The sequence below is a fragment of the Paracoccus ferrooxidans genome (genome assembly GCF_029909815.1).
Lineage (GTDB): Bacteria > Pseudomonadota > Alphaproteobacteria > Rhodobacterales > Rhodobacteraceae > Paracoccus > Paracoccus versutus.
In genome coordinates, this window is sequence record NZ_CP038198.1 from 1498459 (window position 1) to 1521728 (window position 23270).

Here is a 23270-nt window from a genome sequence, read left to right on the forward strand (position 1 = left end):
CTGGGCCGATGGTCCGCTTTGCGCATCGCGAGGAGGCCGGGCTGCCTCCGACCTCCTTATGGACCCGTGGGCCGCCTTGCCTACCGATGCGCCTGGGCGCGATCCCAGTCCTCGCGCTTGGGCAGGGTCTCGAAGGTATGCTCCGGCGGCGGCGAGGGCAGGGTCCATTCCAGCGTGTCGGCATGCTCGTTCCAGTAGTTCGGCACGTTCACGCGCTTGCCGGCGAAGAGCGTGTAGAACACGATGCCGATGAAGAACAGGAAGGACGCGAAGCTGATATAGGCGCCGATCGAGGAGATGTTGTTCTGACCTGCCCCCCGGTCGTCCCTCGTTCATAACGAGAGTCCTTGGGGTTGATATTGGTTGGTTTCGGGTGTGGCAAGCGCGCCGGGCGCGGAGCCCTCAGATTGCTCAAGCGCTCGGCGCGCGTCGGACGGGGTCTTGTTGCCCAGCGAGGAATGGGGCCTGACGTTGTTGTAGTCGTAGCGCCAGAGGGCCAGTTTGCGGCGGGCATCAGCCAGGCTGTCGAAGATTTCCTCGTTCAGGCATTCGTCGCGCAGGCTGCCGTTGAAGCTTTCGATGTAGCCATTCTGCTGCGGCTTGCCCGGGTCGATGTAGTGCCATTCGACGCCGTTCGCGTTGGCCCATTTCAGGATGGCCTTGCTGGTGAACTCGGTTCCGTTGTCGCTGACGATGCAAGCGGGCTTGCCGTAAATCCTGACCAGCGCATCCAGTTCCCGTGCCACCCGAGCCCCAGAGATGCTCGTGTCAGCGATCAACGCCAGGTTCTCGCGGCAGCAATCGTCGTTCACAGCCAGAATGCGGAACTTGCGGCAGGCCCCGAACGTGTCGGACAGGAAGTCTAACGACCACCGCTGGTTTGGCCTCAACGGCGCTGGTATTGGCGTCCGGCTACCTCGTGCCCTCTTGCGGCCACGCCTGCGGCGCACCGACAGGCCCTCTTCCCGGTAGATGCGATAGAGCTTCTTCTCGTTCATGATCATGCCCTTGCGCTCCAGCAGGATGCCCACGCGCCGGTAGCCGAACCGCCGGCGCTTCTCGGCAATCTTGTGCATCTCCTCACGGATTTCCGGGTTGTCGGGTGGCCTGTCACGCCGCACCGTCTTCGGATCGACACCGATCAGGACACAGGCCCGACGCTGAGAGATCGGATGATCCTTCATCGCCCGCAGCACCGCGTCCCGCCGTTGCACCGGTGTCGTCAGGGCTTTCCCAAGAGATCCTTCAGAACCACGTTGTCCAGCATGGCATCGGCCAGAAGGCGCTTCAGCTTCGCGTTCTCGTCCTCGAGCTGCTTCAGCCGCTTGGCGTCCGACAGGTCCATCCCGCCATACTTCGCCTTGAGCTTGTAGAACGTCGCGGGGCTCAACCCGTGCTTCCGGCAAAGCTCGGAAGTCGGCAAACCCGCCTCCTGCTCCTTGATCATCCCGATAATCTGCGCCTCGGTGAACCGGCTTTTCCTCATGTCGTCTGCTCCTTCTCAGGTTGGGCAGACTCTACATCACAGCGAGGGAACTTCCGGGGGGCAGGTCAGCGGGAATGACCGAGACGCCGCTGGCCCGATCCGGTTGCGCTGTATGGAGGCTACACCGCATCGGGCCAGCTACCCGTGCTGACCAAGCGGGGTCATTATTGGGCGCCGAAAGGGGGTCAAAGTTGCGTGCCGATTGACAGCGATGTCGAAGCGCTCCTCGCCGGCCAGCAGTTCGAAATCCTCGATTGCCACCTGGCGAAACCGCAGCCGGCCCGAGGCGATCTCGGGTTTCGATCCGGCCACCGCGCTGTCGATCGCCCTGGCCGAGCGGTCGATGGCCAGGACGAAGCCGTTGCCGATGCGGCGGCAGATCTCGCGGGCCGCTACGCCGGGGCCACAGCCGATCTCCAGCACCCGATGGCCCGGCACCAGCGGCAGGGCGTCCACGAAACACGCGATCCGGTTCGATATCCGCGGGGCCATGATGCTCAGGTCTTGTCGGTGACCTTTGGCCACCAGGTGCCGAAGCACCACAAATTGCCCTCGGGATCGCGACAGATGAATTCGCGGCTGCCGTAGTCGCGGTCGGTCAGCCCCTCCTCGAACTCGACCAGGCCTCGCCATCGGAAAGCAGGGCCAGCAGCCCGGCGTGATCGCCCTCGACCGGCGGGGCAAGCACGGCGATCCTGCGCACGCCGCACGGCTCCAGCACGCAGCCCCGGCCCATCGCGCTGATCCCGGCCAGCGGGGAGAGGTGGATGGAAGGGAACTGCGCGAAAGGCCAATATCGCGGCAAACGTCCTTGATGTGGACCGAAAAATCCAAGCGCTTGCATGGCCGAGGTTGGGCTGGCTTGGCCAGCGCCTGACCGTTCCCAGTGCCCAGGGATGGGGAATTAGCCGGCTCACCAGCTCTGCGTTTTCGAATTGCTCATGTGCCGGGCAGTTGCCCGATCATGGTTCAGCTTCCTGAACGCCGAAGCGGCAGGAGACTTCCGCGGCATGCGCAATGGCACGAATCCCACATATTTCTCTTGAGGAAATTTTATTTCTCATAGGTAATCATCAGGTAAGCGAAGCTGATTACGAGGACGGCAAGGGATGTGTGGTATCGTTGGTCTGTTCCTGAAGAACCAGGAATTGCAGCCGAAGCTAGGCGACCTGCTGACGGACATGCTGATCACGATGACGGATCGCGGGCCGGACAGCGCGGGAATCGCCATCTACGGCAATGATGGCGGCAAGCCGAAGATCACCGTCCAGTCGGACGACCCGGAAACGGCATTCCGTGGCCTCGACGCGGCGCTGTCCGATGCGCTGGGGGATACGGTCGGGATGCGGGTCATCGACACTCATGCGGTGCTGACCCTGCCCGAGGGCACAGAGCCCGAGGCCCGCGTCTTTCTGGCCGGGAAAGGCATCCGCGTCATGGGTTCGGGCCACGCGATGGAAATCTTCAAGGAGGTCGGCCTGCCCGAACAGGTCGCCGCCCGTTTTCACCTGCGCCAGATGGCCGGCAGCCACGGCATCGGCCATACCCGCATGGCGACGGAAAGCGCGGTGACGACGCTGGGCGCGCATCCCTTCTCGACCGGCGCCGACCAGTGCCTGGTGCATAACGGCTCGCTGTCCAATCACAACCAGATGCGCCGTGAACTGACCCAGAAGGGTTTCGCCCCGGAAACACAGAACGATACCGAGGTCGCCGCCTGCTATATCTCGTCGCGTCTGGCCGAAGGCGCCAGCCTCAGCGAGGCGCTGGAAGGCACGTTGCAGGATCTGGACGGTTTCTTCACCTTCGTCGTCGGCACCCGCAATGGCTTCGGCGTGGTGCGCGACCCCGTCGCCTGCAAGCCCGCCGTCATGGCCGAGACCGAGGATTACGTCGCCTTCGGCAGCGAATACCGCGCCCTTGCAAACCTGCCCGGCATCGAGAGCGCCCGCGTCTGGGAACCCGAGCCCGCCACCGTCTATTTCTGGGAGCGCTGAGATGCAGACCATAGACCTTGCCACCACGCCGCTGCGCGACGTCAATGCGGCGCTTCAGGCGCAGGCTTCCCGGACCAACCAGACCGAATGGGTGATCGAGAACCCCAAGGGTGCCCATGCCATCGCCGTGGGCCTGGATGCGCCCATCGAAGTCACCGTCAAGGGCTCGACCGGCTATTACTGCGCCGGGATGAACAAGCAGGCGACCGTCAAGGTCACCGGCTCGGCCGGGCCGGGCGTGGCCGAGAACATGATGTCGGGCACTGTCGTCATCGAGGGCGACGCCAGCCAATACGCGGGTGCCACCGGCCATGGCGGGCTTCTGGTCATCAAGGGCAATGCCAGTTCGCGCTGCGGCATCTCGATGAAGGGCATCGACATCGTGGTCTTCGGCAATATCGGCCATATGTCGGCCTTCATGGCGCAGTCGGGCAATCTGGTGGTGCTGGGCGATGCGGGCGACGCGCTTGGCGACAGCCTCTATGAGGCGCGGCTGTTCGTGCGCGGCGCCGTCAAGTCGCTGGGTTCGGACTGCATCGAGAAAGAGATGCGCCCCGAGCATGTCGAGATCCTGCGCGACCTGCTGGAACGCGCCGGCGCCGATGCGAAGCCCGAGGAGTTCAAGCGCTACGGCTCGGCCCGCAAGCTCTACAACTTCCACGTCGATCACGCCGGCGCCTATTGATGAGGGATATCATGGACAAGACGCCGCAAACCCTGCCGCGCGACAGCTGGACCTTCTCGCCCGGCATCAACGCCGAAATCCGCCGCGCCGCCGATACCGGCATCTACGACATCCGCGGCGGCGGCGCCAAGCGCAGGGTGCCGCATTTCGACGACCTGCTGTTCCTGGGCGCCTCGATCTCGCGCTACCCGCTGGAGGGTTACCGCGAGAAATGCGACACCTCGGTGGTGCTGGGCACGCGGTTCGCGAAAAAGCCCATCGAGTTGAAGATCCCGATCACCATCGCGGGCATGAGCTTCGGCGCGCTATCCGGTCCCGCGAAAGAGGCCCTTGGGCGCGGCGCGACGCTGGCCGGAACCTCGACCACCACCGGCGACGGCGGCATGACGAACGAGGAACGCGGGCATTCGGAAAAGCTGGTCTATCAGTATCTTCCCAGCCGCTACGGCATGAACCCCGACGACCTGCGCCGCGCCGATGCGATCGAGATCGTCGTCGGCCAGGGCGCCAAGCCCGGCGGCGGCGGCATGCTTCTGGGCCAGAAGATCACCGAGCGGGTGGCCGGGATGCGCAACCTGCCCATCGGCATCGACCAGCGCTCGGCCTGCCGCCATCCCGACTGGACCGGCCCGGACGATCTGGAGATCAAGATCCTGGAACTGCGCGAGATCACCAACTGGGAAAAGCCGATCTACATCAAGGTCGGTGGCGCGCGCCCCTATTACGACACCGCCCTGGCGGTGAAGGCGGGCGCCGACGTGGTCGTGCTGGACGGGATGCAGGGCGGCACCGCCGCGACGCAGGACGTCTTCATCGAGAATGTCGGCCAGCCGACGCTGGCCTGCATCCGCCCGGCGGTGAAGGCGCTGCAAGACCTGGGGATGCACCGCAAGGTGCAGCTTGTCGTCTCGGGCGGGATCCGCACCGGCGCGGATGTGGCCAAGGCGCTGGCGCTTGGCGCCGATGCGGTGGCCATCGGCACCGCCGCGCTGATCGCCCTGGGCGAGAACGACCCGAAATGGGACGAGGATTATGCCGCGCTCGGCACCACGGCGGATGCCTATGACGACTGGCACGAAGGCCGCGATCCCGCCGGCATCACCACGCAGGACCCCGAACTGATGAAGCGTTTCGACCCTGTCGAGGGCGCGCGGCGGCTGCGCAACTACCTGGCCGTGATGACGCTGGAATGCCAGACCATCGCGCGGGCCTGCGGCAAGAGCCATGTCCACAACCTGGAACCCGAGGATCTTTGCGCCCTGACGCTGGAAGCCGCCGCCATGGCGGGCGTCCCGCTGGCGGGCACCAACTGGATTCCCGGCCAGAACGGCTTCTGAACCAACGACCAGAGGGCAGGACATCGCATCCTGCCCCGATCCAGCTCTTTTCCTCCAACGGGAACCTTCCGCATGACCGATCTCGCCGAATTCGCCCGTGAGAAGGGCGTCAAATACTTCATGATTTCCTATACCGACCTGTTCGGATCGCAGCGCGCCAAGCTGGTGCCGGCGCAGGCCATCGCCGAGATGCAGAAGGACGGCGCCGGTTTCGCCGGTTTCGCCACATGGCTGGACCTGACCCCCGCCCATGCCGACATGCTGGCGCTGCCGGACGCCTCCTCGGTCATCCAGCTGCCGTGGAAAAGGGAAGTGGCCTGGGTCGCTTCGGATTGCGTCATGTCGGACAGCGGACCGCTGGCGCAGGCGCCTCGCAACGTGCTGGGGCGGCTGACGGCCGAGGCCGCGGAAATGGGCCTGGTGGTCAAGACCGGGGTCGAGCCGGAATTCTTCCTGCTGACGCCCGAGGGCACGCAGATCTCCGACCCCGCCGATACCGCGGTGAAACCCTGCTACGACCAGCAGGCGGTGATGCGGCGCTACGATGTGGTGGCCGAGATCTGCGACTACATGCTGGAACTGGGCTGGGAACCCTATCAGAACGACCATGAGGACGCGAACGGCCAGTTCGAGATGAACTGGAAATACGACAGCGCCATGGCCACCGCGGACAAGCACAGCTTCTTCAAGTTCATGACCCGCTCGATCGCCGAAAAGCACGGGCTGCGCGCCACCTTCATGCCCAAGCCGATCATGGGCCTGACCGGCAACGGCTGCCATGTCCATATCTCGGTCTGGACCAGGGACGGGCGCAATGCCTTTGCCGACGACGGCAAGGAACTCAGCCTGTCAGACGAGGGCCGGCATTTCCTGGGCGGGGTCATGAAGCACGCCTCGGCGCTGGCCGCGATTACCAATCCTACGGTGAACAGCTACAAGCGCATCAACGCGCCGCGCACCGTCTCGGGGGCGACCTGGGCGCCCAATACGGTCACATGGACCGGCAACAACCGCACCCATATGGTGCGCGTCCCCGGACCGGGCCGGTTCGAGTTGCGGCTGCCCGACGGCGCGGTCAACCCCTACCTTCTGCAAGCCGTGATCATCGCGGCGGGACTTTCGGGGCTGCGCAGCAAGGCCGATCCCGGCAAGCGCCACGACATCGACATGTATGCCGAAGGCCACCGCATCACCGATGCGCCGAAGCTGCCGCTGAACCTGCTGGACGCGATCCGCGCCTATGACGACGACGCCGGGCTGAAGGCCGCGATGGGCGAGGATTTCTCGGCCGCCTATATCAAGATGAAGACGCAGGAGTGGAATTCCTATTGCGGTCATCTGACCCAGTGGGAACGGGACAATACCCTGGACATCTGACGGATTCCCGGGCGCCTGCTATGGGCGGGCACCATGCACGCTTACCGCTGACGGCCTCCGATCCGGGTGCGCCCAGCCCTTGCAGCCTGCGTTGTCCCCGCGGAACGCCGAAGGCTTGCGCGAAACACCGGCTGAAATGCTGCATGGTCGCAAAGCCGGTGATCGCGGTGATTTCGGCGATCGGCAGGGCGGAATGGCGCAACAGCTCGTCCGCCTTCTCCAGCCGCAAACGCCGGTAGAACTCCATGACCGACAGGCCGAAGTGGTCCAAAAAGCAGCGCTGTAGCTGGCGCAGGCTGCAACCGGAAAGCTCCGCAAGCTGTTCGGCCGACAGCGGATCGGCGATATGCGAACTCATCAGCCGCACCGCCGCCTCCAGCACGGGATAGTGCAGATTGTAGCGCCGGGCCGGGCTTTTGCCTTGGGGCGGGCTGCGGACATTGAAGGAGAATGGCTTATGGGTGCAAGGATCATCGACGGGCGGGGCTTTGCGGCCGGGTTGCGGGCGCGTGTCGCCGAGGCTGTGGACCGGCTGCGGTCTGGGCACGGGTTGGTGCCCGGGCTTGCGGTTGTTCTGGTGGGCGAGGATCCTGCGAGCCAGGTCTATGTCAGGAACAAGGCGGTCCAGACGCGCGAGGCGGGGATGGCGAGCTTCGAGCACCGGCTTGCGGCCGAGACGCCGCAGGCGGCGCTGCTGGCGCTGGTCGCGCGGCTCAATGCCGACCCGGCCGTGCACGGCATCCTGGTGCAGCTGCCGCTGCCCGCGCATATGGACGCCGGGGCGGTGATCGCCGCCATCGACCCGCGAAAGGACGTGGACGGGTTCCATGCGCTGAACGTGGGGCTGCTGGGGACCGGGCAGAAGGCGCTGGTGCCCTGCACGCCCTCGGGCTGCCTGATGCTCTTGCGCGAGACGCTCGGGGATCTGTCGGGGCTGGAGGCGGTGGTGGTGGGGCGCTCGAACATCGTGGGCAAGCCGATGGCGCAGCTCTTGCTGGCCGAGAACTGCACGGTGACCATCGCCCACAGCCGCACCCGCGAGCTGGCGGCGGTCTGCCGGCGGGCGGACATCCTGGTGGCGGCGGTGGGCCGGGCGCGGATGATCCGGGGCGAGTGGATCAAGCCCGGCGCCACGGTGATCGACGTGGGCATCAACCGCATCGAGGAGGAGGGCCGGTCGCGGCTGGTCGGCGACGTGGACTTCGCGGGCGCGGCGCAGGTGGCGGGCGCGATCACCCCGGTGCCGGGGGGCGTGGGGCCGATGACCATCGCCTGCCTGCTGGCCAATACGCTGGTGGCCTGCTGCCGGGCGCATGGCCTGCCCGAGCCGGATCCGGGCCGGGCCGAAGGCGCGGCGGCCTGAGGGATGGCGCGGGACGGCGGGGGGCGCTGCCCCCCGCTCCTGCGGCCCCCCGGGATATTTGCACACGGAAGAAACCAGGGCGCTTGCCCTTTCAGTGGAGAGCCAGATGAAGAAATACACGCTGACGGTCGCCTGCCCCTCGACGCGCGGCATCGTCGCCACCGTGGCCGGCTTTCTGGCCGAGCACGGCTGCAACATCACCGACAGTTCGCAGTTCGACGATACCGAGACCGGGCGCTTCTTCATGCGGGTGAGCTTCGTCTCGGAGGAGGGCGTGGGGCTGGAGGCGCTGCGCGCGGGCCTGGCCGGCCCGGCCGAGCCCTTCGGCATGGACTACGCCATCCATGACGAGGCCGAGAAGATGAAGGTGGTGATCATGGTCAGCCGCTTCGGCCATTGCCTGAACGACCTGCTCTATCGCTGGCGCATCGGCGCGCTGCCGATCGAGATCGTGGCGGTGATCTCGAACCACATGGACTACCAGAAGGTGGTGGTGAACCACGACATCCCCTTCCACTGCATCAAGGTCACGCGCGAGAACAAGCCGCAGGCCGAGGCGCAGCTGATGGCGGTGGTCGAGGATTCGGGGGCCGAGCTGGTGGTTCTGGCGCGCTACATGCAGGTGCTGTCGGACGCCTTGTGCAAGAAGATGTCGGGGCGGATCATCAACATCCACCATTCCTTCCTGCCGAGCTTCAAGGGCGCCAACCCCTACAAGCAGGCCTTCGAGCGCGGGGTGAAGCTGATCGGGGCGACCAGCCATTACGTGACCGCCGACCTCGACGAGGGCCCGATCATCGAGCAGGACACCGTCCGGGTCACCCATGCGCAATCGCCCGAGGACTATGTCAGCCTCGGCCGCGACGTCGAAAGCCAGGTCCTGGCCCGCGCCATCCACGCCCATATCCACCGCCGGGTGTTCCTCAACGGCAACAAGACCGTGGTCTTCCCCGCCTCGCCAGGAAGCTACGCATCCGAAAGAATGGGGTGAGCGGGGCTATTCACATTGTCGGTGCCGCGGTCTAGACTTTCCTGACAGGAAACAAGGCGCGCGGCACATGTGATGGACAGCAGCGATACATCGCAAAGACTGACCCAGAATCCCCATGCCCTGCGCGACAATCCGGAAAGAAACCTCGAGGTCGCCATCGGCCGGGTGGTGCGAGAACTGCGCAAGCGCCAGCGCCTGACCGGATCGGATCTGGCGGCGCAGTCGGGGCTTTCGGTCGGGATGCTGTCCAAGATCGAGAACGGGGTGATCTCGCCCTCGCTGGCCACGCTGCAAATGCTGGCCAATGCCTTGCGGGTGCCGCTGGTCCAGCTGTTTTCCGGCTATGCCGAGCCCCGTGGGGCCATGCATGTGAAAGCCGGCGACGGGGTGGAAATCGAGCGCCAGGGCACCCGCGCCGGCCATCAATATCACCTGTTGGGCCATATCGGCGCGAACGACTCCGGCGTCGTTGTCGAGCCCTATCTGATCGTGCTGACCACGGAAAGCGACCGCTTCCCGACCTTCCAGCACGAGGGGATCGAAATGCTGTATATGCTGGAAGGAACGGTCGGCTATCGTCATGGCGAACAGATCTATCGCCTGGAGCCGGGCGATACCCTGCTGTTCGATGCGGACGCGCCGCATGGCCCGGTGGACCTGATCGAACTGCCGGCGAAATACCTGTCGGTCATCACCTATCCACAAAGCCGCTGACAGCGGAAAAGGCCGGGCCCCGCGAGGCCCGGCCCTGGAATGGGCGCGGCATCAGCCGCGCTGATGGGCGACCTGCGCCGGAGAGCCCAGACCATGCGCGGCCTGCGCCGGCACCAGCGCCGCACCTCCGTAAACGCCATCGCCCAGACGATAGCCGACCTCGCCATGCTGGTGGATGTCCAGCCCCTCGGCCTCGGCCTCCTCATCGACGCGCAGGCCGACCAGCGCGCCTGCGATCTTCAGCGCGATCCAGGTCGTCACCAGCGAGACCGCGATGCTGAAGCCCATGATCAGCACCTGCGGCACCATCTGGGTCAGCATGGTGCGGCCCTCGGGATAGCCCAGCCCGCCAAGCGCGGGCGCGGCGAAGACGACCGTCAGCACGCCGCCGACCACCGCCCCGACACCGTGGACGCCGAACACGTCGAAGGAATCGTCATAGCCGACGCGGCGCTTGACCACCTCGACCGCATAGACGCAGACCGGCGCGGTGAGGAAGCCCACCAGCACCGCGCCCATGGGGCCGACGAAGCCGCAGGCGGGGGTGATCGCGACCAGGCCGGCAATCGCACCCGAGGCCAGGCCGAAGGTGCTGGGCCGCTTGCGGTGAATCCATTCCGCCGTCATCCAGCCAAGCGCGCCCCCGGCGCCGCCCAGCATGGTGTTCAGCATCACCAGCGCGCTGAAGCCATTGGCCGCCAGCGCGCAGCCGCCGCAGAAGGCCAGCCAGCCGACCCAGAGCATCGCCCCGCCGGTATAGGTCATGGTCATGTTATGGGGCACCATCATCGTGGTGCCGTAACCCTTGCGCGGCCCGAGGACCAACGCACAGACCAGCGCCGCGATGCCGGCGTTCAGATGGACGACATTGCCGCCGGCAAAGTCCAGAACACCGACATCGAAGACCCAGCCTCCGCCCCATGCCATATGCGCCATGGGCGCATAGTTGATCAGCAGCCAGACGCCCATGAAGATCAGCACCGCGGCGAATTTCATCCGCTCGGCAAAGGCGCCGACGATCAGCGGCGGGGTAATGGCCGCGAACATCATCATGAACAGCACGAAGAGATATTCCGGCAGCGTCCCCACCATGCTTTCGGTGGTTATCCCCGACAGGAAGAACTTGGAGGTCCCGCCGATGACGGCGTTCAGCGGCGTCTCGGTGTCGAAGCTCAGCGAATAGCCGAAGGCGATCCACAGCACGCAGATCAGCGCGACCGAGGCGAAGATCTGGGTCAGGACCGACAGCACGTTCTTGCTGCGCGCCATGCCCGCATAGAACAGGGCAAGGCCGGGCAGCATCATCAGCATGACGAACAGCGCGCAGGTCGCGACGAAGGCGGTATCTCCGGCGCTCAACGCCGGTTCGGCATCCTGCCCCCAGGCGAGGGCGGGAAACAGGATCGCGGGCAAGGCCGCTACAAGGGCATTCTTCTGTGTCATGGCGAATCCATCATGCGATGCGGGCATCCTCATGATGGGGTGATGGCGCCAAAAACAAAGTTTCCTGTTGATAAAAATAAGATCCTTCCAGGAATATTCCGATTCTGCCGCCATTCCGCTCACCCTGCCCGACTTCGCGCCAGGAACCGAACCGATCCCGCGCCATTGGGCGGGTTCGATCAGGGCCATGCAGGAAGGCCGTAACGGCCAGGAAGCGACACGAATCCGAGGAGGTTGCGACGACACTGCCGCAGGTCGGTTCCGTCCCGCCGAATGCTGGCAGCATACAGGTTGGCAGCCCCTCGCCGTCAGTCATCGGGAAAGATCCCGGCCGAGGTCGGCGCGCAGTCGTCGAACCGCGACAGGTAGTCGACGATCAGCGGCCGGTTCACGGCGAATCCCTTGTATTCGGCCAGTTCGTCCGGCAGGTCGCGCAGCACCCGGTGCAGGCGGCGTCCCCATTTGGGCACCGTCACCAGATCCTCCAGCGCCAGCAGATAGCAGCGGATCGGGAAGGCGATGGCGTTCGACCGGGGCAGGCGCCAAAGCGTCTGCAACTCCACCCGCAGATATTGCTTCGCGCCGACATTCCCGGCGGTCAGCGTGCGCTTTTCCGGCCCCCATTTGTGATAGTTCTCGGGGCTGGTATCCAGCCGGGGATTGACCGTCATCGTCCAGTTCAGCCGCCGCACGGGTGCCCCCTGCTGCAGGCTCAGCAGGAATTTCAGGGCACGCTGGAACACCCCCAATTCATGTGCCTTCGGCACCGGGGCGTGCCATTCGAAGAAGTTCATGCCGATGTCGAAATCGAGGCTCCAATCCGCCTGGCTGGTCACCATGCCGGCATCCATCCACAGGTTGCCCTCGCGCTGGTCCAGCAGGGCATGGTCGCCCTGGGTCTGGCGGGTGATGTATTCCATCGGCCCGCAGGGCAGGCTGGTCGCGTCAAGGAAGATGAAGCGCTGTTCGATCCCCAGCGGCCGGTTGATCCAGTGCCAGCGGTCCCCGTCGCGGTGCAGTTCGAACAGTTCGGGATAGTCCTCGGCCTTCGAGACCATCACCAGTTCCAGGAAATCCCAGCCCGCCAGTTCCATATGCGGCAGCGACTGGCAGCGCAGCGGATCGTCGCGCAGCGTGATCTCTCGGTCGCGCATTTCGGCGACGTAATGTTCGTCCACGTCGAAACGGTGCTGGAACACCGAGCCCGCCGCGCCCCGGCGGTGCGGCTCGATATTGACCGAATACATGTAGCTGTCCTGGTCGAAGGGGAACGGAAAGCGCCGGATCGCCGCGGACGAGTTGTAAAAGGTGTAATCGTCGCGGAAGGTTTCGTCGTTGAAGCGCATGGTCATGCTGGCCCCCTAGCGGTCAAGGGTGAGGTCTTCGCCCTGAAAGCGCGAAACGCAGGGCATGATCTTCTGCTGCGCGGCCTTTTCGGCATCGCTCAGCCAGTGGTCGTGATGCGCGATCCGGCCCTTGCAGGACAGGACGGCGGTCTCGCATTGCCCGCAGGCGCCGCCCCGGCAAAGCCAAGGAGCATCGACCTGCGCCTCTTCCATCGCCTCCAGCAGGCTTTGATGGGGGCCGACGGTGATCGTTATGCCTGACCGCGCCAAGGTGACCTTGAAGGCTGCGCCGGGTGGCGGGGACAGGAAGGCTTCGGAATGCAGCGCGGCCTTGGGCCAGTTAAGGCAGGTGGCGGTTCCTGCTACGGCCTCGATCAGCCCTTCGGGCCCGCAGGTATAGACATGGGTTCCCAACGGTTGCCCCGCCAGCACCGCGCCGATGTCCAGCCGGTCGCCTTCATCGGAGATATGGGCATGAACCTGCGGCAGGTCGGGCAGCAGGCTCAGGCCGGCGGCCTCGGCCCAGCTGCGGGCGCAGTAATGCAGTTCGTACGGCATTTGCAGCCGGGTCAATTGCCGAAGCTGGGCCAGGAAGGGCGTGATGCCGATGCCGCCCGCGATCAGCACATGCTTTTTCGCCCGCAGGTCCAGCGCGAAAAGGTTGACTGGCGCGCCCACGCGCAGCAGGTCGCCCACCGCCACATGGGTATGCATGAAGCGCGAGCCTCCCCGGCCGGCATCCTCGCGCCGCACCGCGATTTCATAGCCCGATCCGTCCAGCGGGTCCGAGATCAGCGAATAGGCGTTGCGGCGCAGGGTGGCGCCATCGGGCATCTCCACGACCACATGCGCACCGCCGGAGAACAGCGGCAGTGTGCCGCCTTCGGGGCATTCGAAGCGGAAGCGGGTGACGAGGGGCGACAGGGGCGTGACCTCGGCCACGCGCAGCATCCGGGCGGTCATGGCCTGATCTCCTGCACGGGTGGGAGGACGCCGGGGGTTTCGGCATCGACGCAGACGCCCTGAAAAGCGCCCAGGCGGCGCGAATAATGGTCGCGGACGAACAGCGTCAGCCCGCAATGCGAGCAGGTGAAGGGATCGGTGGTGACACCCTCGGTGATGCCCTTGCAATGGACGCATTGCATCCGCCGCGCGATCGACCCGCGGTGCTCGGACTGGATGGCGCCGGCGGGTAGGCCGGCGGCCAGCGCCTCGGCCGTGGCCTGCCCGATCAGCCCCTCGGTTCCGGCCAGATAAAGCGTGGTGCCCATATGGGCATCGGCCAGCGCCTTGCGGAACCGCTCCAGGCAGGCGGCATAGCTGGGGCTTTCGTGATAGATCCACGCGCCAAGCGCCCGCAGCCGCGCGCCATGTGGGGTGCCTGCCGGGATGAAGATCACATGCGCCCGCTCCATCACCGCCGGATCGCGGGCGGCAAGGTCGATCAGCGCCCCCGCCCCCTCGGCATCGGCCAGCATGATCGCGGGCATGGCCCCCTGCGCCACCAGCCCCGGATAGACCGGGCGGCTGGCGATCGAGGGCGAGAATTCGGTTCCTGGCATGGTTTCCCCCTGTTGACGGGAAGGGCCGGGCAACCTGCGCCACCCGGCGGGCGCTTGAGTCAGCCCTTGGCGGTGCGGACCTTCTTTTCCGGATCGAGGAAGGGCATGGACGCGGTCACGGCGGTGATTTCGCCATGGGTGGCGCAGTTCACGGTCAGCCTGCTGCCTTCGTTCGCGCAATCGACCGGCAGGCGGGCGATGGCCACCGTCCAGCCGTTCAGCGGCGAATGCATCGCCTGGGTCACGACGCCGACCTGCACGCCGTCGCGCAAGACCGGAGCGCCATTGTCCGGGGCCTTGTCGCCTTCCAGCTTCAGGCCCCAAATCCTGAAGCGCTCCCTGCCCTTCAGGCGGTAATGTTCTTCGGCCCCGCGAAAGCCGGTCTTGCCGGGCGATACGGTGAAATCCAGGCCCAGTTCCCACAGCGTATCCCCGCCCGGCTGGTCGTCGAAGGGATACATTTCCGAATTGTCATAGGGAAAGAACAGCAGATAGCTTTCCGTCCTCAGCAGGTCCAGCGTGGTGAACCGGCAGGGGATGATCCCCATCCCGGCGCCCTCGTCCAGGATACGGTCCCAGACCATCGGCGCATCCTGCCCACGCACGAACAGCTCGTAGCCCCGCTCACCGGTGTATCCGGTGCGCGAGATCATGGCCGGCTTGCCGAACAGCGAGGTCTGGATATGGCCGAAATAGGCCAGGTCGCGGATACCGGGCACGTGTTTCGCCAGGTAGTCCACCGCCAGAGGGCCTTGGAGAGACAGGTCGTGCAGGTTGTCATCGAAGCGCACCGACACGTCGCGGCCAGAGGCAGCCATGGTCAGTTGCTCGAACCCCTGCCCCGAGCCATGCACGACCAGAAAGGCATTGGGCCCGGTGCGATAGATCACGCAATCGTCGATGAACTTGCCGGCGTCGTTCAGCATGCAGGCATAGATCGCCCGGCCCGGCATCAGCTTTTCGACATTGCGCGTGGTGGCACGGTCGATCACATGGCTGGCGGCCGGGCCGGTGACATGCACCTTCTTCAGCCCCGAGACATCCATCAGCCCGGCCTTGGTGCGGATCGCCAGATACTCGGCAACCGGATCACCGTCATAGGACCAGGCGGTTCCCATGCCCGACCAGTCCTCAAGCTTCGATCCAAGCGCGCGATGCCGGTCGGCCAATGCCGAGAATCTCCATGAAGCGGTCATCGTCAACTCCCTGTTTTCACGTTCTTGTTTGCCCCATTGCGGTCAGGGGCGTTCCTTTTGCGGGGCATCACGCCACCAGGCGGCCCTTTTCAAGGCAATAGCTGCGGGTGCAGAGCGCGCCCAGAAAGGCCTCGTTCTGCTCGACCAGCAGCATGGTCAGGCGCAGCCGGTCGCGCAGCATCAGAAGCGCCTCGACGATCTCCTCGCGGATCGAGGGCTGAATCCCCTCGGTCGGCTCGTCCAGCATCACCAGGCGCGGCGCGGTGCAAAGGCATCGGGCCAGCGCGAGGATCTGCTGCTCGCCCCCCGAAAGCACCCCGCCCGGACGCTCGGCAATCGGCGCGAGACGTGGGAACAGCGCGATCATTTCCTCGGCCCGCGCCAGCGGCTGGCCGCCGGCCAGGCAGGCCGCCTGCATGTTCTCGCGCACCGTCAGGCGCGGGAAGATCCGCCGACCCTGCTTGACATAGCCAAGGCCCATCCTTGCGCGCCGGTGAACCGGCAGACGGGTGATGTCCTGCCCGCCCATCTCGATCCGGCCATCGGTCGCGGGCAGCGTCCCGCCGATGGTCATCAACAGCGTGCTCTTGCCCATGCCGTTATGGCCAAGGATGCCGACGAATTCGCCCTCGGCGACATTGAGGCTGATGTCGCGCAGGATCGGGATCTGCCCATATCCCGAATGCACTCCGACGAGTTGCAGCATCAGGCCACCTCCCTTCCCAGATAGACGTCGCGCACGCGCTGATCCGACAGGACCTGATCGGCCGGCCCCTCGACCAGGACCGAGCCCTGGTTGAAGACGGTGATGCTGCGCGCGATCCGGCGGATGAAGCTCATGTCATGCTCGACCACGATGACCGAGCAGCTTCGGGCCAGTTCGACCAGCAGGTCGCCCAGTCCCTCGACCTCTTCGCCGGTCATGCCGGCGGCGGGCTCGTCCAGCAGGATCAGCGCCGGGCGCGGGGCGATCACGGTGGCCAGTTCGACCAACTGGCGCTGGCCATGCGCCAGGATGCCGACCTTTTCGGCGGCGAGATGGCTGATACCGATACGCTTCATCACCTCGTCGCAGCGCCGCCGCGCAAGGTTGGGCGGCAGCGCCCGGACGGCGGCGAGCATGACATTCTCGCGTACCGTCATGGCGTTGAAGACCGAAGGCACCTGGGTCTTGATCCCCATGCCGGCCCGCGCGATCTTCGCGCTGCTTTGGCCGTTGATCGACTGGCCGCGAAACAGCACCTCGCCGGAGGTCGGGCGATACTGGCCGGACAGCATGCGGAAGAAAGTGGATTTCCCGGCGCCATTCGGCCCGATCAGGCAATGCAACTCGCCCTCGCGCAGCGAGAGGCTGACATCGCGCACCGCGACGACGCCGCCGAAACGCATGGTCAGGTTGCGGGCTTCCAGCAGGTAGTCGGTCATCGTGCTTCCTCCCCGATCATGGCCTCGCCGGGTTCCGCCGCCGGTGCCGGGCGCCGGAACGCGGCCAATGCCCGGTCGCAGCCGCTCCGCATCAGCGGCAGGATGCCCTTGGGCAGCACCAGGACGAACAGCGTCAGCACCAGCCCCATCACCAGGTTCGGGTCGAGCCAGACCCCGGCGTTCAGCGTGCCCAGCCAGGCCGAGAAGGCCAGCAGCAGGAAGCAGGCCATGACCGGGCCGGCAAGCGTTCCCAGGCCCCCGACGATCACCCAAACCAGCAATTGCGAACTGGTCGTCAGGCTGAACATGTTCGGGCTGACGAATACGCAATTGGCAAACAGCACCCCCGCAAGGCCCGCAAGACCGCCGGCGATGGAAAACACCCCCAGCTTGTAGAGGCGGGTATCGTAGCCCAGCAGTTCCGCGCGCAGCTCGTTTTCCCGCAAGGCCACCACGACCCGGCCGAAATACGTCGCAAGAAGCAGGCGGCAGAGGATATAGGACAGGATCAGCGCCACCACGCAAAGCACATAGATATCTTCAGGCCAGAGCGGGTTGCCGTCCAGATCGTTGAGGATCGGCGTCGAGGGGATGCCGTTGAAGCCGCCCAGGGGCGCCTTGCCGATCTTCCATTCGCTGCCCGAGGTCTGGTTGATGAAGCGATAGAGGATCAGCGACAGGACCAAGGTGATGACGCCCAGATAGACATCGCCCAGCCGGCCCCAGAACATGAAATAGCCGATGGCGGCCGCCATCGCCGCCGCGACCAGGATCGCCAGCAGCGCCGCCGTGGTCGTATTACCGATGTTGAGGGCGAGAACCGCATAGGCATAGCCGCCGATCCCGAAGAACGCGGTCTGGCCAAAGCTGAGGATGCCGCCGAACCCCCAGATCAGCGCCAGCGAAAGCGCGAGGATTCCGAAGGCGCAATAGATCGAGCCCGAGAGGATCAGCGTCATGTCCCCGCCCGAAGGGACGATGAACAGCGCCCAGGCAGCAGCGAGGATCATCGCGACCGCGCCCAGGCGGCCCGAGGTGACAAGCGGCGTTTTCATTGCGATCTCCGGAAGAATTTGCTGGTGATCCCCTGGGGCAGCACCCGCAGCAGCACCACCGCCGCCGCAAGCAGCGCCACTTCGGCCAGGACGGGGGTCGCCAGGAAGGTCATGATCACGCCGACGCCGCCCAGCAGCCCCGAGGCGGACAAGGTGCCCGCGATGATGGCGGGACCGCCTGAGATCACCGTGATGAAGCATTTCGCCAGATAAGAGGCGCCGATGGTCGGCACCACCCCGGCAATCGGCGCGATCAGCGCACCGGCAAGCCCGCTCAGCGCGGCGCCGGTGACGAAGGTGGCGCGGTAGACGGCGCGCTGGTTGACCCCCAGCGAGGCGGCCATGTCACGGTCCTGCATCGTGGCCCGCGCGATCAGCCCGACGCGGCTGTAGCGCATCACCAGATAGCCGGCGATGACCATGACCAGGGTGACGGCGACAAGGAACAGTTCATAGAACCCGATGCTGAACCGCCCGATGGAAAGGCTGCCGAAGGGCGTCGAGATGCCCGAGACCGAATTGCCGAAGGCCACGGTGACGAGGCCGATCAGAATCAGGCTCACCCCCCAGCTTGCCAGCATCGTGTCCAGAAGCCGCCCGTAAAGATGGCGGATCACCAGATATTCCACGACAAGCCCCACCAGCCCGACCAGCACCGGCGCCAGGATGAAGCACGAGACCAGCAGCGGCACGCCATGCTGGGTGGCAATGACCGCCGTATAGCCGCCCAGCATCAGGAACTCGCCATGGGCGAAGTTGATGACGCGCATCATGCCGAAGATGACGGCGAGGCCTGCGCTGATCAGCACCAGGTTCGCGATGCTGATCGCGGTCTGAAGAAGAATGATCGCAACATAGTCCATGAGAAGCTCCCTGGTGCGGCGGAAACGGGAAATGCGGGCGCCCTATGGCCGGGCGCCCGTGCGGGCCCGTTACTTCGGCACCTCGACCACATATTGCGTCGCATCGGTCGGGTTGACCTTCAGGTCGCAGACCGCCAGCGTGTCGCTGGGCGGTTGCTGCGCAAAGCTTTCCAGCACGACGTAATTGTTGTCGCGCACCTCGGCGATATAGCTGTCGAGCGTGTTGTGATGCGTCTGGGCGTTGATCGTGGTCAGCCCCGCCGGCCCGGCGAAGGAAAGGCCGCTCTCAAGCGCCTCGATCACCGGCTCGCGTTCGATGGTGCCGGCCATCTCGACCGCCTTGGCCCAAAGATTGACGGCGTGATAGGTCATGGCGCCGCCCTCGGTGATCGCATCTGCCTTGTCGCCGAATTTCGCGTAATACTCGGCCTTGAACGCCTCGTTCTCGGGGGTCTGGATCCCGTCGAAATAGGCATAGGAGACGATGATGCCGTTATGTTCATCGGGGGTGGTCAGCACCTGTTCGTTGCCGATGCCGAAGGTCGTCGAGGCCATCGGGATCTTGTCCTTCATCCCCGAGGCGACCCATTGGCGATAGAAGGCGTTATGCGCGCCGCCCACCAGGACCGACATGATGATATCGGGCTGGGCCGCCTGGATCTGGCGGATGGTCGAACCGAAGTCGTTGACATCGAGCGGGAAGAAATCCGCCCGCACCACCTCGCCGCCGTTTTCCTTGACGAATTTCTCGATCCACAGCGCGGTGATCTGGCCGTAATTGTAGTCAGCGGCCAGCACATAGACCTTCTTGCCGCCGAATTTCTGCATCACATAGGGGGTGAATTTCTCCAGCGTCTGGCCGGGGGTCGAGCCCATGCAGAAGGTGTTGCGATCGCAGACCCCGCCTTCATAAAGCAGGCTGTAGAAATAAAGCGTCCTGTAGCGGTCGAGCACCGGCCGCATCGCCTCGCGCGAGGCGGAAAGGATGCCGCCGAAGACCACAGCCGCCTTCTGGCGCGTCGCGGCCTCGGTCGCATATTGCGCGTAAAGCTGCATGTTCGATTGCGGATCGTAGTTGACCAGTTCGATCTCGCGCCCCAGCACGCCGCCGGCCGCGTTCAGTTTGTCCACGGCAAGGTTGAGGCAATTGATCATCGGGCGGCCATAGATGTCGATGCCGCCCGAGGCGTCATGAATACCGGCGACCTGGATTTTATCGGTCGCGGCAAAAGCGGGACGGGCAAGGAACGGGGTTGCAAGAATCCCTGCGGCACCCAGGCCGAGGAAATGTCTGCGTTGCAGGTCTTTCATGGTGGATTCCCTGTTTTCATTTGTGCTTTTTGGAAGAGGCATTCCCAGCAGGCCAAGCTCCGAAGTCTCGAATTTCCGGAGAGCCTTTCGCGACGCTGGCCCATTTCCATGGGAGGGCGCGCAACACCACTTGGCGGCACGATGCTGTGCCTCATGGCTTTGGGCTGACAGATGGCACCTTGTTGTGCCTATTCGCCTTAGTCGAAGACAATGCCGGTGTGACGAACTCGACGCGGCGAACAAGAGCTAAACTTCGCTAACTCGTTATAGAGTGCATCGGCGATCCGAGCCGAATCGGTCAACAGGTTTTTCCGGATCGAGCGGATTTTTCCGGCAGCCGCAATCCAGCATCGCGCCCGGCGTTCAGCAGGCGGGCAGAAGGCAATGCTGCCGCGTAAATTTTGCGCAGATCGTGACTTGTCTTGCGTCGGCTTTGACAGTCGGGGCATCTATTTGCATGGGCTGGCCGTCCCGACCCGGATCTGCGCCTTCATCGAAGCATCATCCGATGATTCTTTTCCTACCTGGACAGGCTGAAAGCGGCGATTCGCACCCTTTCCGATCTCGCAGTCCCATCGTCAGCGCGAAAAGGATATTCCGCGGCGCGGCGCATTGCCCATGATCGCAATCCATTGATTTTTATCATGTTTCAGGAAGCTTCTCCGCAACTTTCTGCACTTGAAAAAAACGCTTGTCGATCTTGATATTCATCGCGTAGTGTCGAGGAATGCATTCAACAACGAATGCAACAGATCACCATGCGCCCGAAAGCATTAGGTGATCGACCTCCCCTCGATATCAAAGCGAAATCTATGCGCAGGTGCTCATCGGACGGATTCCGTCCTTTGCAGCCTGATTTTCGCAACGCGGATCAAAAGGAAATTCACGATGAGTATGGATGGGGCGGACGCAGGTCCGTCGATGAAACCTGCACGTGCCCGCCTTGCAATTGACGTTGGCGGGACGTTTACCGATATTTTCGTTCTGGACTCGAACGGAAAACAGACCGTTGCGAAAGTGCCCAGCACGGCCAATCCGATCGACGCGATCATGAACGGCGCCGAGGCCGCCGATCTTGACTGGAATGATGTCGAACGGCATTGCCAAGTTGCTTGGTATAGGCTGTGATGTGCGGGGGTCCGCGCAATCAGGCGGTCATCTCGGCGGCATAGCCGTGCCATAGGTCGAACGCGTCGGCCCGGGCATGGCGATATGAGATGGCGGCGAGCCAATAGCGGCGGGGTCGGAAGATCGTGTTGATCTGGTCATGGGCGGCAAGAAACCTCTGCGCCTGCCTCGGCGATTTGAACCGGCCCATGATCTTTTCCCGCCTTCGGGTAGGACGATGTGATCCCTCGATCCGATTGTTCAGGCCCTTATGGGCGCGATGATCCGCCTCCGGCGCCAGATCGCGGATCGGCTTGCAATAGCTGCGCAGCTTGTCCGTGATTACAACGCGCGGATCTCCGAACCGGGCGATGAGCCGTTGCAGGAAGCGCCGCGCTGCCCTTGCGTTTCGCCGCAGCTGAACGAGGATATCGAGGACATCACCGTTGGCATCGATTGCCCGCCAAAGCCAGTATTTCACCCCGTTGATCGGCACCACGACCTCATCGAGATGCCATTTCCCCGACGAAGCCGGCCGATCCCTCCGGATACAGGCGGCAAAATGGGTTCCGAAACGATTCACCCAGAGCCGGATGGCCTCCCGGCTGACGATCACACCCCGCTCGGCGAGCAAATCCTCGACATCTGCCGCGCTGAGGGCAAAGCGATGATAAGCCCAGACGGCATAGGAGATGATCTCGCGCGGAAAGCGGAAGCCCTTCAGGCGCTGCATGGTCGGTCCGGATATCATGAGCAGTAGCTATCCAAACCAAAAGCCGTGATCAACTTGGCAATGCCCTCTGCTCTCTTCTGCCTGATATATCAGTTCACCCGCACAACGGGCGGGGTGCCGTTCTGGAACAGCGGATTGGAGGGGGGTGCCGACGGAGCGACGGTGGGTGCATTGCCGCGATCCCGCTCGCGGATCTGCTGGCCATCCCTGTGGCGCAATTTGACGACCTGCAACGTCGCGGGATCCAGTTTGGCCTTGATGCGACGGCCCTGGGCATCGCGTCCCTTGACCTCCCAGCAGCCGTCATCCGCCTCGATCTTCTCAACATGCCAACCGAGGCCGGTTACCGCCTGCATTACCGCTTCGCGTGGTTGCCAGGCCCCGTGCCCCACATGGCAGTCGTCACCTGCCATCGCCCCCGCCGCAGGCAATACCGCGAGAGCGGCTACGGCGATCAATAGAGTTTTCATGGTTCGAATGTCCTTTACGATCATCTCGGGGGCACTTTCCTGGCTATGGCCGAGGCGAACGCCCGTGTGGAAAGAGGTCCACCTCGATGATGAGGTGGACCCTTGCAGCCATCAGTTGCGCTTCTCGGGCTTGGTGCCGTCGCTCCAGCGTTTGACCTTGCCGTCGATCACCTCGAGCGTTCCGGGATCGACGGTCATCTTCAGGCTGTTGCCGCCCTGGTCGATGACGTTCAGTTCGTAGCAGCCGTCGTCGAGTTCCATTTTCGAGATGGTCCAACCGAACTCGTCGGTCACTTGAATGAGAGCTTCCCACGATTGCATGTTCTCGGTCGGCACGTTGCATTTCTCACCAGCGAACGCGGCCCCGGCGGGGATCGCGAGGGCCAATGCGGTGGCGGTCAGGATGGTTTTCATGGCTATGCTCCTCAGCCTTGGTTGCCTGATGAAACCAATCTGGAGGGGGCGGCTGACGTGATCCTGATCGCCGCGGAAAACCTGCGTCAGCTTCTCGTCAGCCTGCCGCGACGAACCGCAGCGGTTGCACAAAACAAACAGGCCCCGCCAAACAGGCGGGGCCAGAACAGCGGGAATACGTAACGATCAGGTCACGTCATTTGTGCCGGGAGGGCGCTTTCGGCCCGTGACCATGGCACGGGGCAGGTTCTCCCGATGGCGCCATGAGGTGACGGCCACACCCCCAACATGCAAGGCCACGAGAACCAGAGCCATGTTGGCCAGCATTTCATGCACCTCCTTCAAGGTCCTGTGGCATTGCCAAGTTGATCACGGCTTTTGGTTTGGATAGCTAC

25 protein-coding genes and 2 pseudogenes are annotated in these 23270 nt (G+C 64.3%); 8 read left to right on the forward strand and 19 right to left on the reverse strand.

Going from position 1 to position 23270, the window contains the following annotated elements:
- Positions 1-80: 80 nt before the first annotated feature.
- The 4 genes and pseudogenes from E3U26_RS07435 to E3U26_RS07450 form a co-directional block, all read right to left on the reverse strand.
- A pseudogene (locus tag E3U26_RS07435) lies at positions 81-305 on the reverse strand (cytochrome c oxidase subunit I); the annotation flags it as partial.
- A 27-nt stretch (positions 306-332) separates the two neighbouring features.
- Positions 333-1486 (reverse strand): IS3-like element ISPfe1 family transposase gene (locus E3U26_RS07440; RefSeq protein ID WP_114537220.1). Its coding sequence is split into 2 segments (ribosomal slippage): positions 333-1240 and positions 1240-1486, totalling 1155 coding nucleotides; the frame shifts between segments, so codons are not numbered across the junction.
- Positions 1487-1624: 138 nt separating this feature from the next.
- Positions 1625-1978 carry an SAM-dependent methyltransferase gene (locus tag E3U26_RS07445; RefSeq protein ID WP_499104686.1) on the reverse strand — a complete coding sequence of 118 codons (354 nt, stop codon included), beginning with the start codon at positions 1976-1978 and terminating at the stop codon, positions 1625-1627.
- Positions 1979-2084: 106 nt separating this feature from the next.
- Positions 2085-2222 carry a hypothetical protein gene (locus tag E3U26_RS07450; protein WP_499104687.1) on the reverse strand — a complete coding sequence of 46 codons (138 nt, stop codon included), beginning with the start codon at positions 2220-2222 and terminating at the stop codon, positions 2085-2087.
- 373 nt (positions 2223-2595) lie between these two features.
- Between E3U26_RS07450 and E3U26_RS07455 the strand changes: the two genes are divergently transcribed.
- The 4 genes from E3U26_RS07455 (at position 2596) to glnT (ending at position 6882) form a co-directional block, all read left to right on the forward strand.
- A complete protein-coding gene (locus tag E3U26_RS07455) occupies positions 2596-3483 on the forward strand; it encodes a class II glutamine amidotransferase (protein ID WP_036761224.1) in 888 nt (295 codons plus the stop codon).
- A 1-nt stretch (position 3484) separates the two neighbouring features.
- A complete protein-coding gene (locus tag E3U26_RS07460) occupies positions 3485-4168 on the forward strand; it encodes a GltB/FmdC/FwdC-like GXGXG domain-containing protein (protein WP_036761223.1) in 684 nt (227 codons plus the stop codon).
- Positions 4169-4179: 11 nt separating this feature from the next.
- Complete coding sequence (locus E3U26_RS07465) at positions 4180-5505, forward strand: FMN-binding glutamate synthase family protein (RefSeq protein WP_072464342.1); 1326 nt, start codon at positions 4180-4182, stop codon at positions 5503-5505.
- A 72-nt stretch (positions 5506-5577) separates the two neighbouring features.
- Positions 5578-6882, forward strand: a complete 1305-nt coding sequence (glnT, locus tag E3U26_RS07470; protein WP_072464343.1) for a type III glutamate--ammonia ligase — start codon at positions 5578-5580, stop codon at positions 6880-6882.
- On the opposite strand, the gene E3U26_RS07475 is transcribed toward glnT, so the two are convergent.
- The gene (locus E3U26_RS07475) at positions 6803-7240 is read right to left on the reverse strand and encodes a helix-turn-helix domain-containing protein (protein WP_499105785.1); all 438 of its coding nucleotides are present in this window, start codon (positions 7238-7240) and stop codon (positions 6803-6805) included. The two genes, glnT and E3U26_RS07475, sit on opposite strands and share 80 nt — an antisense overlap.
- Positions 7241-7339: 99 nt before the next feature.
- On the opposite strand from E3U26_RS07475, the gene folD reads away from it, so the two are divergent.
- From folD to E3U26_RS07490, 3 genes are all read left to right on the forward strand, one after another.
- Positions 7340-8245 (forward strand): bifunctional methylenetetrahydrofolate dehydrogenase/methenyltetrahydrofolate cyclohydrolase FolD, encoded by a 906-nt coding sequence (folD, locus tag E3U26_RS07480; protein ID WP_116220437.1) that lies wholly within the window; start codon positions 7340-7342, stop codon positions 8243-8245.
- A gap of 106 nt (positions 8246-8351) precedes the next feature.
- Positions 8352-9236 carry a formyltetrahydrofolate deformylase gene (purU, locus tag E3U26_RS07485; protein ID WP_499104688.1) on the forward strand — a complete coding sequence of 295 codons (885 nt, stop codon included), beginning with the start codon at positions 8352-8354 and terminating at the stop codon, positions 9234-9236.
- Between the two features lie 72 nt (positions 9237-9308).
- The gene (locus E3U26_RS07490) at positions 9309-9950 is read left to right on the forward strand and encodes a helix-turn-helix domain-containing protein (RefSeq protein ID WP_036750938.1); all 642 of its coding nucleotides are present in this window, start codon (positions 9309-9311) and stop codon (positions 9948-9950) included.
- Between the two features lie 51 nt (positions 9951-10001).
- Here E3U26_RS07490 and E3U26_RS07495 read toward each other — a convergent pair whose 3' ends face one another.
- The 10 genes from E3U26_RS07495 to E3U26_RS07540 form a co-directional block, all read right to left on the reverse strand.
- Positions 10002-11393 (reverse strand): ammonium transporter, encoded by a 1392-nt coding sequence (locus E3U26_RS07495; protein WP_499104689.1) that lies wholly within the window; start codon positions 11391-11393, stop codon positions 10002-10004.
- Between the two features lie 308 nt (positions 11394-11701).
- Positions 11702-12745, reverse strand: a complete 1044-nt coding sequence (locus E3U26_RS07500; protein ID WP_499104690.1) for a heme-dependent oxidative N-demethylase family protein — start codon at positions 12743-12745, stop codon at positions 11702-11704.
- A 9-nt stretch (positions 12746-12754) separates the two neighbouring features.
- Positions 12755-13702: a PDR/VanB family oxidoreductase gene (locus E3U26_RS07505; RefSeq protein ID WP_499104691.1), complete on the reverse strand. Its 948-nt coding sequence runs from the start codon at positions 13700-13702 to the stop codon at positions 12755-12757.
- Positions 13699-14301, reverse strand: coding sequence for a dimethylamine monooxygenase subunit DmmA family protein (locus E3U26_RS07510; RefSeq protein WP_499104692.1), 603 nt, complete (start codon positions 14299-14301; stop codon positions 13699-13701). Before E3U26_RS07510 ends, E3U26_RS07505 begins: the two co-directional genes overlap by 4 nt.
- 59 nt (positions 14302-14360) lie before the next feature.
- Positions 14361-15497 (reverse strand): aminomethyl transferase family protein, encoded by a 1137-nt coding sequence (locus E3U26_RS07515; protein ID WP_499104693.1) that lies wholly within the window; start codon positions 15495-15497, stop codon positions 14361-14363.
- A gap of 67 nt (positions 15498-15564) precedes the next feature.
- A complete protein-coding gene (locus E3U26_RS07520; RefSeq protein ID WP_052095731.1) occupies positions 15565-16203 on the reverse strand; it encodes an ABC transporter ATP-binding protein in 639 nt (212 codons plus the stop codon).
- Positions 16203-16922 (reverse strand): ABC transporter ATP-binding protein, encoded by a 720-nt coding sequence (locus tag E3U26_RS07525; RefSeq protein ID WP_036750919.1) that lies wholly within the window; start codon positions 16920-16922, stop codon positions 16203-16205. The genes E3U26_RS07520 and E3U26_RS07525 overlap by 1 nt, the downstream gene beginning before the upstream one ends.
- Positions 16919-17977: a branched-chain amino acid ABC transporter permease gene (locus E3U26_RS07530; protein WP_052095730.1), complete on the reverse strand. Its 1059-nt coding sequence runs from the start codon at positions 17975-17977 to the stop codon at positions 16919-16921. The genes E3U26_RS07525 and E3U26_RS07530 overlap by 4 nt, the downstream gene beginning before the upstream one ends.
- Positions 17974-18840: an ABC transporter permease subunit gene (locus E3U26_RS07535; protein WP_072462276.1), complete on the reverse strand. Its 867-nt coding sequence runs from the start codon at positions 18838-18840 to the stop codon at positions 17974-17976. The genes E3U26_RS07530 and E3U26_RS07535 overlap by 4 nt, the downstream gene beginning before the upstream one ends.
- 69 nt (positions 18841-18909) lie before the next feature.
- Entirely contained in the window at positions 18910-20151 is a 1242-nt protein-coding gene (locus tag E3U26_RS07540; RefSeq protein WP_036750911.1) for an urea ABC transporter substrate-binding protein, read from the reverse strand.
- Positions 20152-21039: 888 nt separating this feature from the next.
- Between E3U26_RS07540 and E3U26_RS07545 the strand changes: the two genes are divergently transcribed.
- Positions 21040-21279, forward strand: a complete 240-nt coding sequence (locus E3U26_RS07545) for a hydantoinase/oxoprolinase N-terminal domain-containing protein (protein ID WP_499104694.1) — start codon at positions 21040-21042, stop codon at positions 21277-21279.
- A gap of 19 nt (positions 21280-21298) precedes the next feature.
- Here the strand turns inward: E3U26_RS07545 and E3U26_RS07550 are convergent, their stop codons facing one another.
- The 4 genes and pseudogenes from E3U26_RS07550 to E3U26_RS07565 all read right to left on the reverse strand — a co-directional run.
- On the reverse strand, positions 21299-22009 hold the full coding sequence (locus E3U26_RS07550; RefSeq protein ID WP_499104695.1) for an IS6 family transposase: 711 nt from the start codon (positions 22007-22009) through the stop codon (positions 21299-21301).
- A gap of 71 nt (positions 22010-22080) precedes the next feature.
- Positions 22081-22485 (reverse strand): PepSY domain-containing protein, encoded by a 405-nt coding sequence (locus tag E3U26_RS07555; protein WP_233352083.1) that lies wholly within the window; start codon positions 22483-22485, stop codon positions 22081-22083.
- An 87-nt stretch (positions 22486-22572) separates the two neighbouring features.
- Complete coding sequence (locus E3U26_RS07560) at positions 22573-22875, reverse strand: PepSY domain-containing protein (RefSeq protein WP_062562796.1); 303 nt, start codon at positions 22873-22875, stop codon at positions 22573-22575.
- Between the two features lie 186 nt (positions 22876-23061).
- Positions 23062-23220 (reverse strand): annotated as a pseudogene (locus E3U26_RS07565) (cytochrome b/b6 domain-containing protein); the annotation flags it as partial.
- Positions 23221-23270: the final 50 nt, after the last annotated feature.

Coding starts and splice junctions, on each gene's coding strand:
- E3U26_RS07445 (WP_499104686.1), bottom strand. CDS start 1,978: ATGGCCCCGCGGATATCGAACCGGATCGCGTGTTTCGTGGACGCCCTG.
- E3U26_RS07450 (WP_499104687.1), bottom strand. CDS start 2,222: ATGGGCCGGGGCTGCGTGCTGGAGCCGTGCGGCGTGCGCAGGATCGCC.
- E3U26_RS07455 (WP_036761224.1), top strand. CDS start 2,596: ATGTGTGGTATCGTTGGTCTGTTCCTGAAGAACCAGGAATTGCAGCCG.
- E3U26_RS07460 (WP_036761223.1), top strand. CDS start 3,485: ATGCAGACCATAGACCTTGCCACCACGCCGCTGCGCGACGTCAATGCG.
- E3U26_RS07465 (WP_072464342.1), top strand. CDS start 4,180: ATGGACAAGACGCCGCAAACCCTGCCGCGCGACAGCTGGACCTTCTCG.
- glnT (WP_072464343.1), top strand. CDS start 5,578: ATGACCGATCTCGCCGAATTCGCCCGTGAGAAGGGCGTCAAATACTTC.
- E3U26_RS07475 (WP_499105785.1), bottom strand. CDS start 7,240: ATGAGTTCGCATATCGCCGATCCGCTGTCGGCCGAACAGCTTGCGGAG.
- folD (WP_116220437.1), top strand. CDS start 7,340: ATGGGTGCAAGGATCATCGACGGGCGGGGCTTTGCGGCCGGGTTGCGG.
- purU (WP_499104688.1), top strand. CDS start 8,352: ATGAAGAAATACACGCTGACGGTCGCCTGCCCCTCGACGCGCGGCATC.
- E3U26_RS07490 (WP_036750938.1), top strand. CDS start 9,309: ATGGACAGCAGCGATACATCGCAAAGACTGACCCAGAATCCCCATGCC.
- E3U26_RS07495 (WP_499104689.1), bottom strand. CDS start 11,393: ATGACACAGAAGAATGCCCTTGTAGCGGCCTTGCCCGCGATCCTGTTT.
- E3U26_RS07500 (WP_499104690.1), bottom strand. CDS start 12,745: ATGACCATGCGCTTCAACGACGAAACCTTCCGCGACGATTACACCTTT.
- E3U26_RS07505 (WP_499104691.1), bottom strand. CDS start 13,702: ATGACCGCCCGGATGCTGCGCGTGGCCGAGGTCACGCCCCTGTCGCCC.
- E3U26_RS07510 (WP_499104692.1), bottom strand. CDS start 14,301: ATGCCAGGAACCGAATTCTCGCCCTCGATCGCCAGCCGCCCGGTCTAT.
- E3U26_RS07515 (WP_499104693.1), bottom strand. CDS start 15,497: ATGACCGCTTCATGGAGATTCTCGGCATTGGCCGACCGGCATCGCGCG.
- E3U26_RS07520 (WP_052095731.1), bottom strand. CDS start 16,203: ATGCTGCAACTCGTCGGAGTGCATTCGGGATATGGGCAGATCCCGATC.
- E3U26_RS07525 (WP_036750919.1), bottom strand. CDS start 16,922: ATGACCGACTACCTGCTGGAAGCCCGCAACCTGACCATGCGTTTCGGC.
- E3U26_RS07530 (WP_052095730.1), bottom strand. CDS start 17,977: ATGAAAACGCCGCTTGTCACCTCGGGCCGCCTGGGCGCGGTCGCGATG.
- E3U26_RS07535 (WP_072462276.1), bottom strand. CDS start 18,840: ATGGACTATGTTGCGATCATTCTTCTTCAGACCGCGATCAGCATCGCG.
- E3U26_RS07540 (WP_036750911.1), bottom strand. CDS start 20,151: ATGAAAGACCTGCAACGCAGACATTTCCTCGGCCTGGGTGCCGCAGGG.
- E3U26_RS07545 (WP_499104694.1), top strand. CDS start 21,040: ATGAGTATGGATGGGGCGGACGCAGGTCCGTCGATGAAACCTGCACGT.
- E3U26_RS07550 (WP_499104695.1), bottom strand. CDS start 22,009: ATGATATCCGGACCGACCATGCAGCGCCTGAAGGGCTTCCGCTTTCCG.
- E3U26_RS07555 (WP_233352083.1), bottom strand. CDS start 22,485: ATGATCGTAAAGGACATTCGAACCATGAAAACTCTATTGATCGCCGTA.
- E3U26_RS07560 (WP_062562796.1), bottom strand. CDS start 22,875: ATGAAAACCATCCTGACCGCCACCGCATTGGCCCTCGCGATCCCCGCC.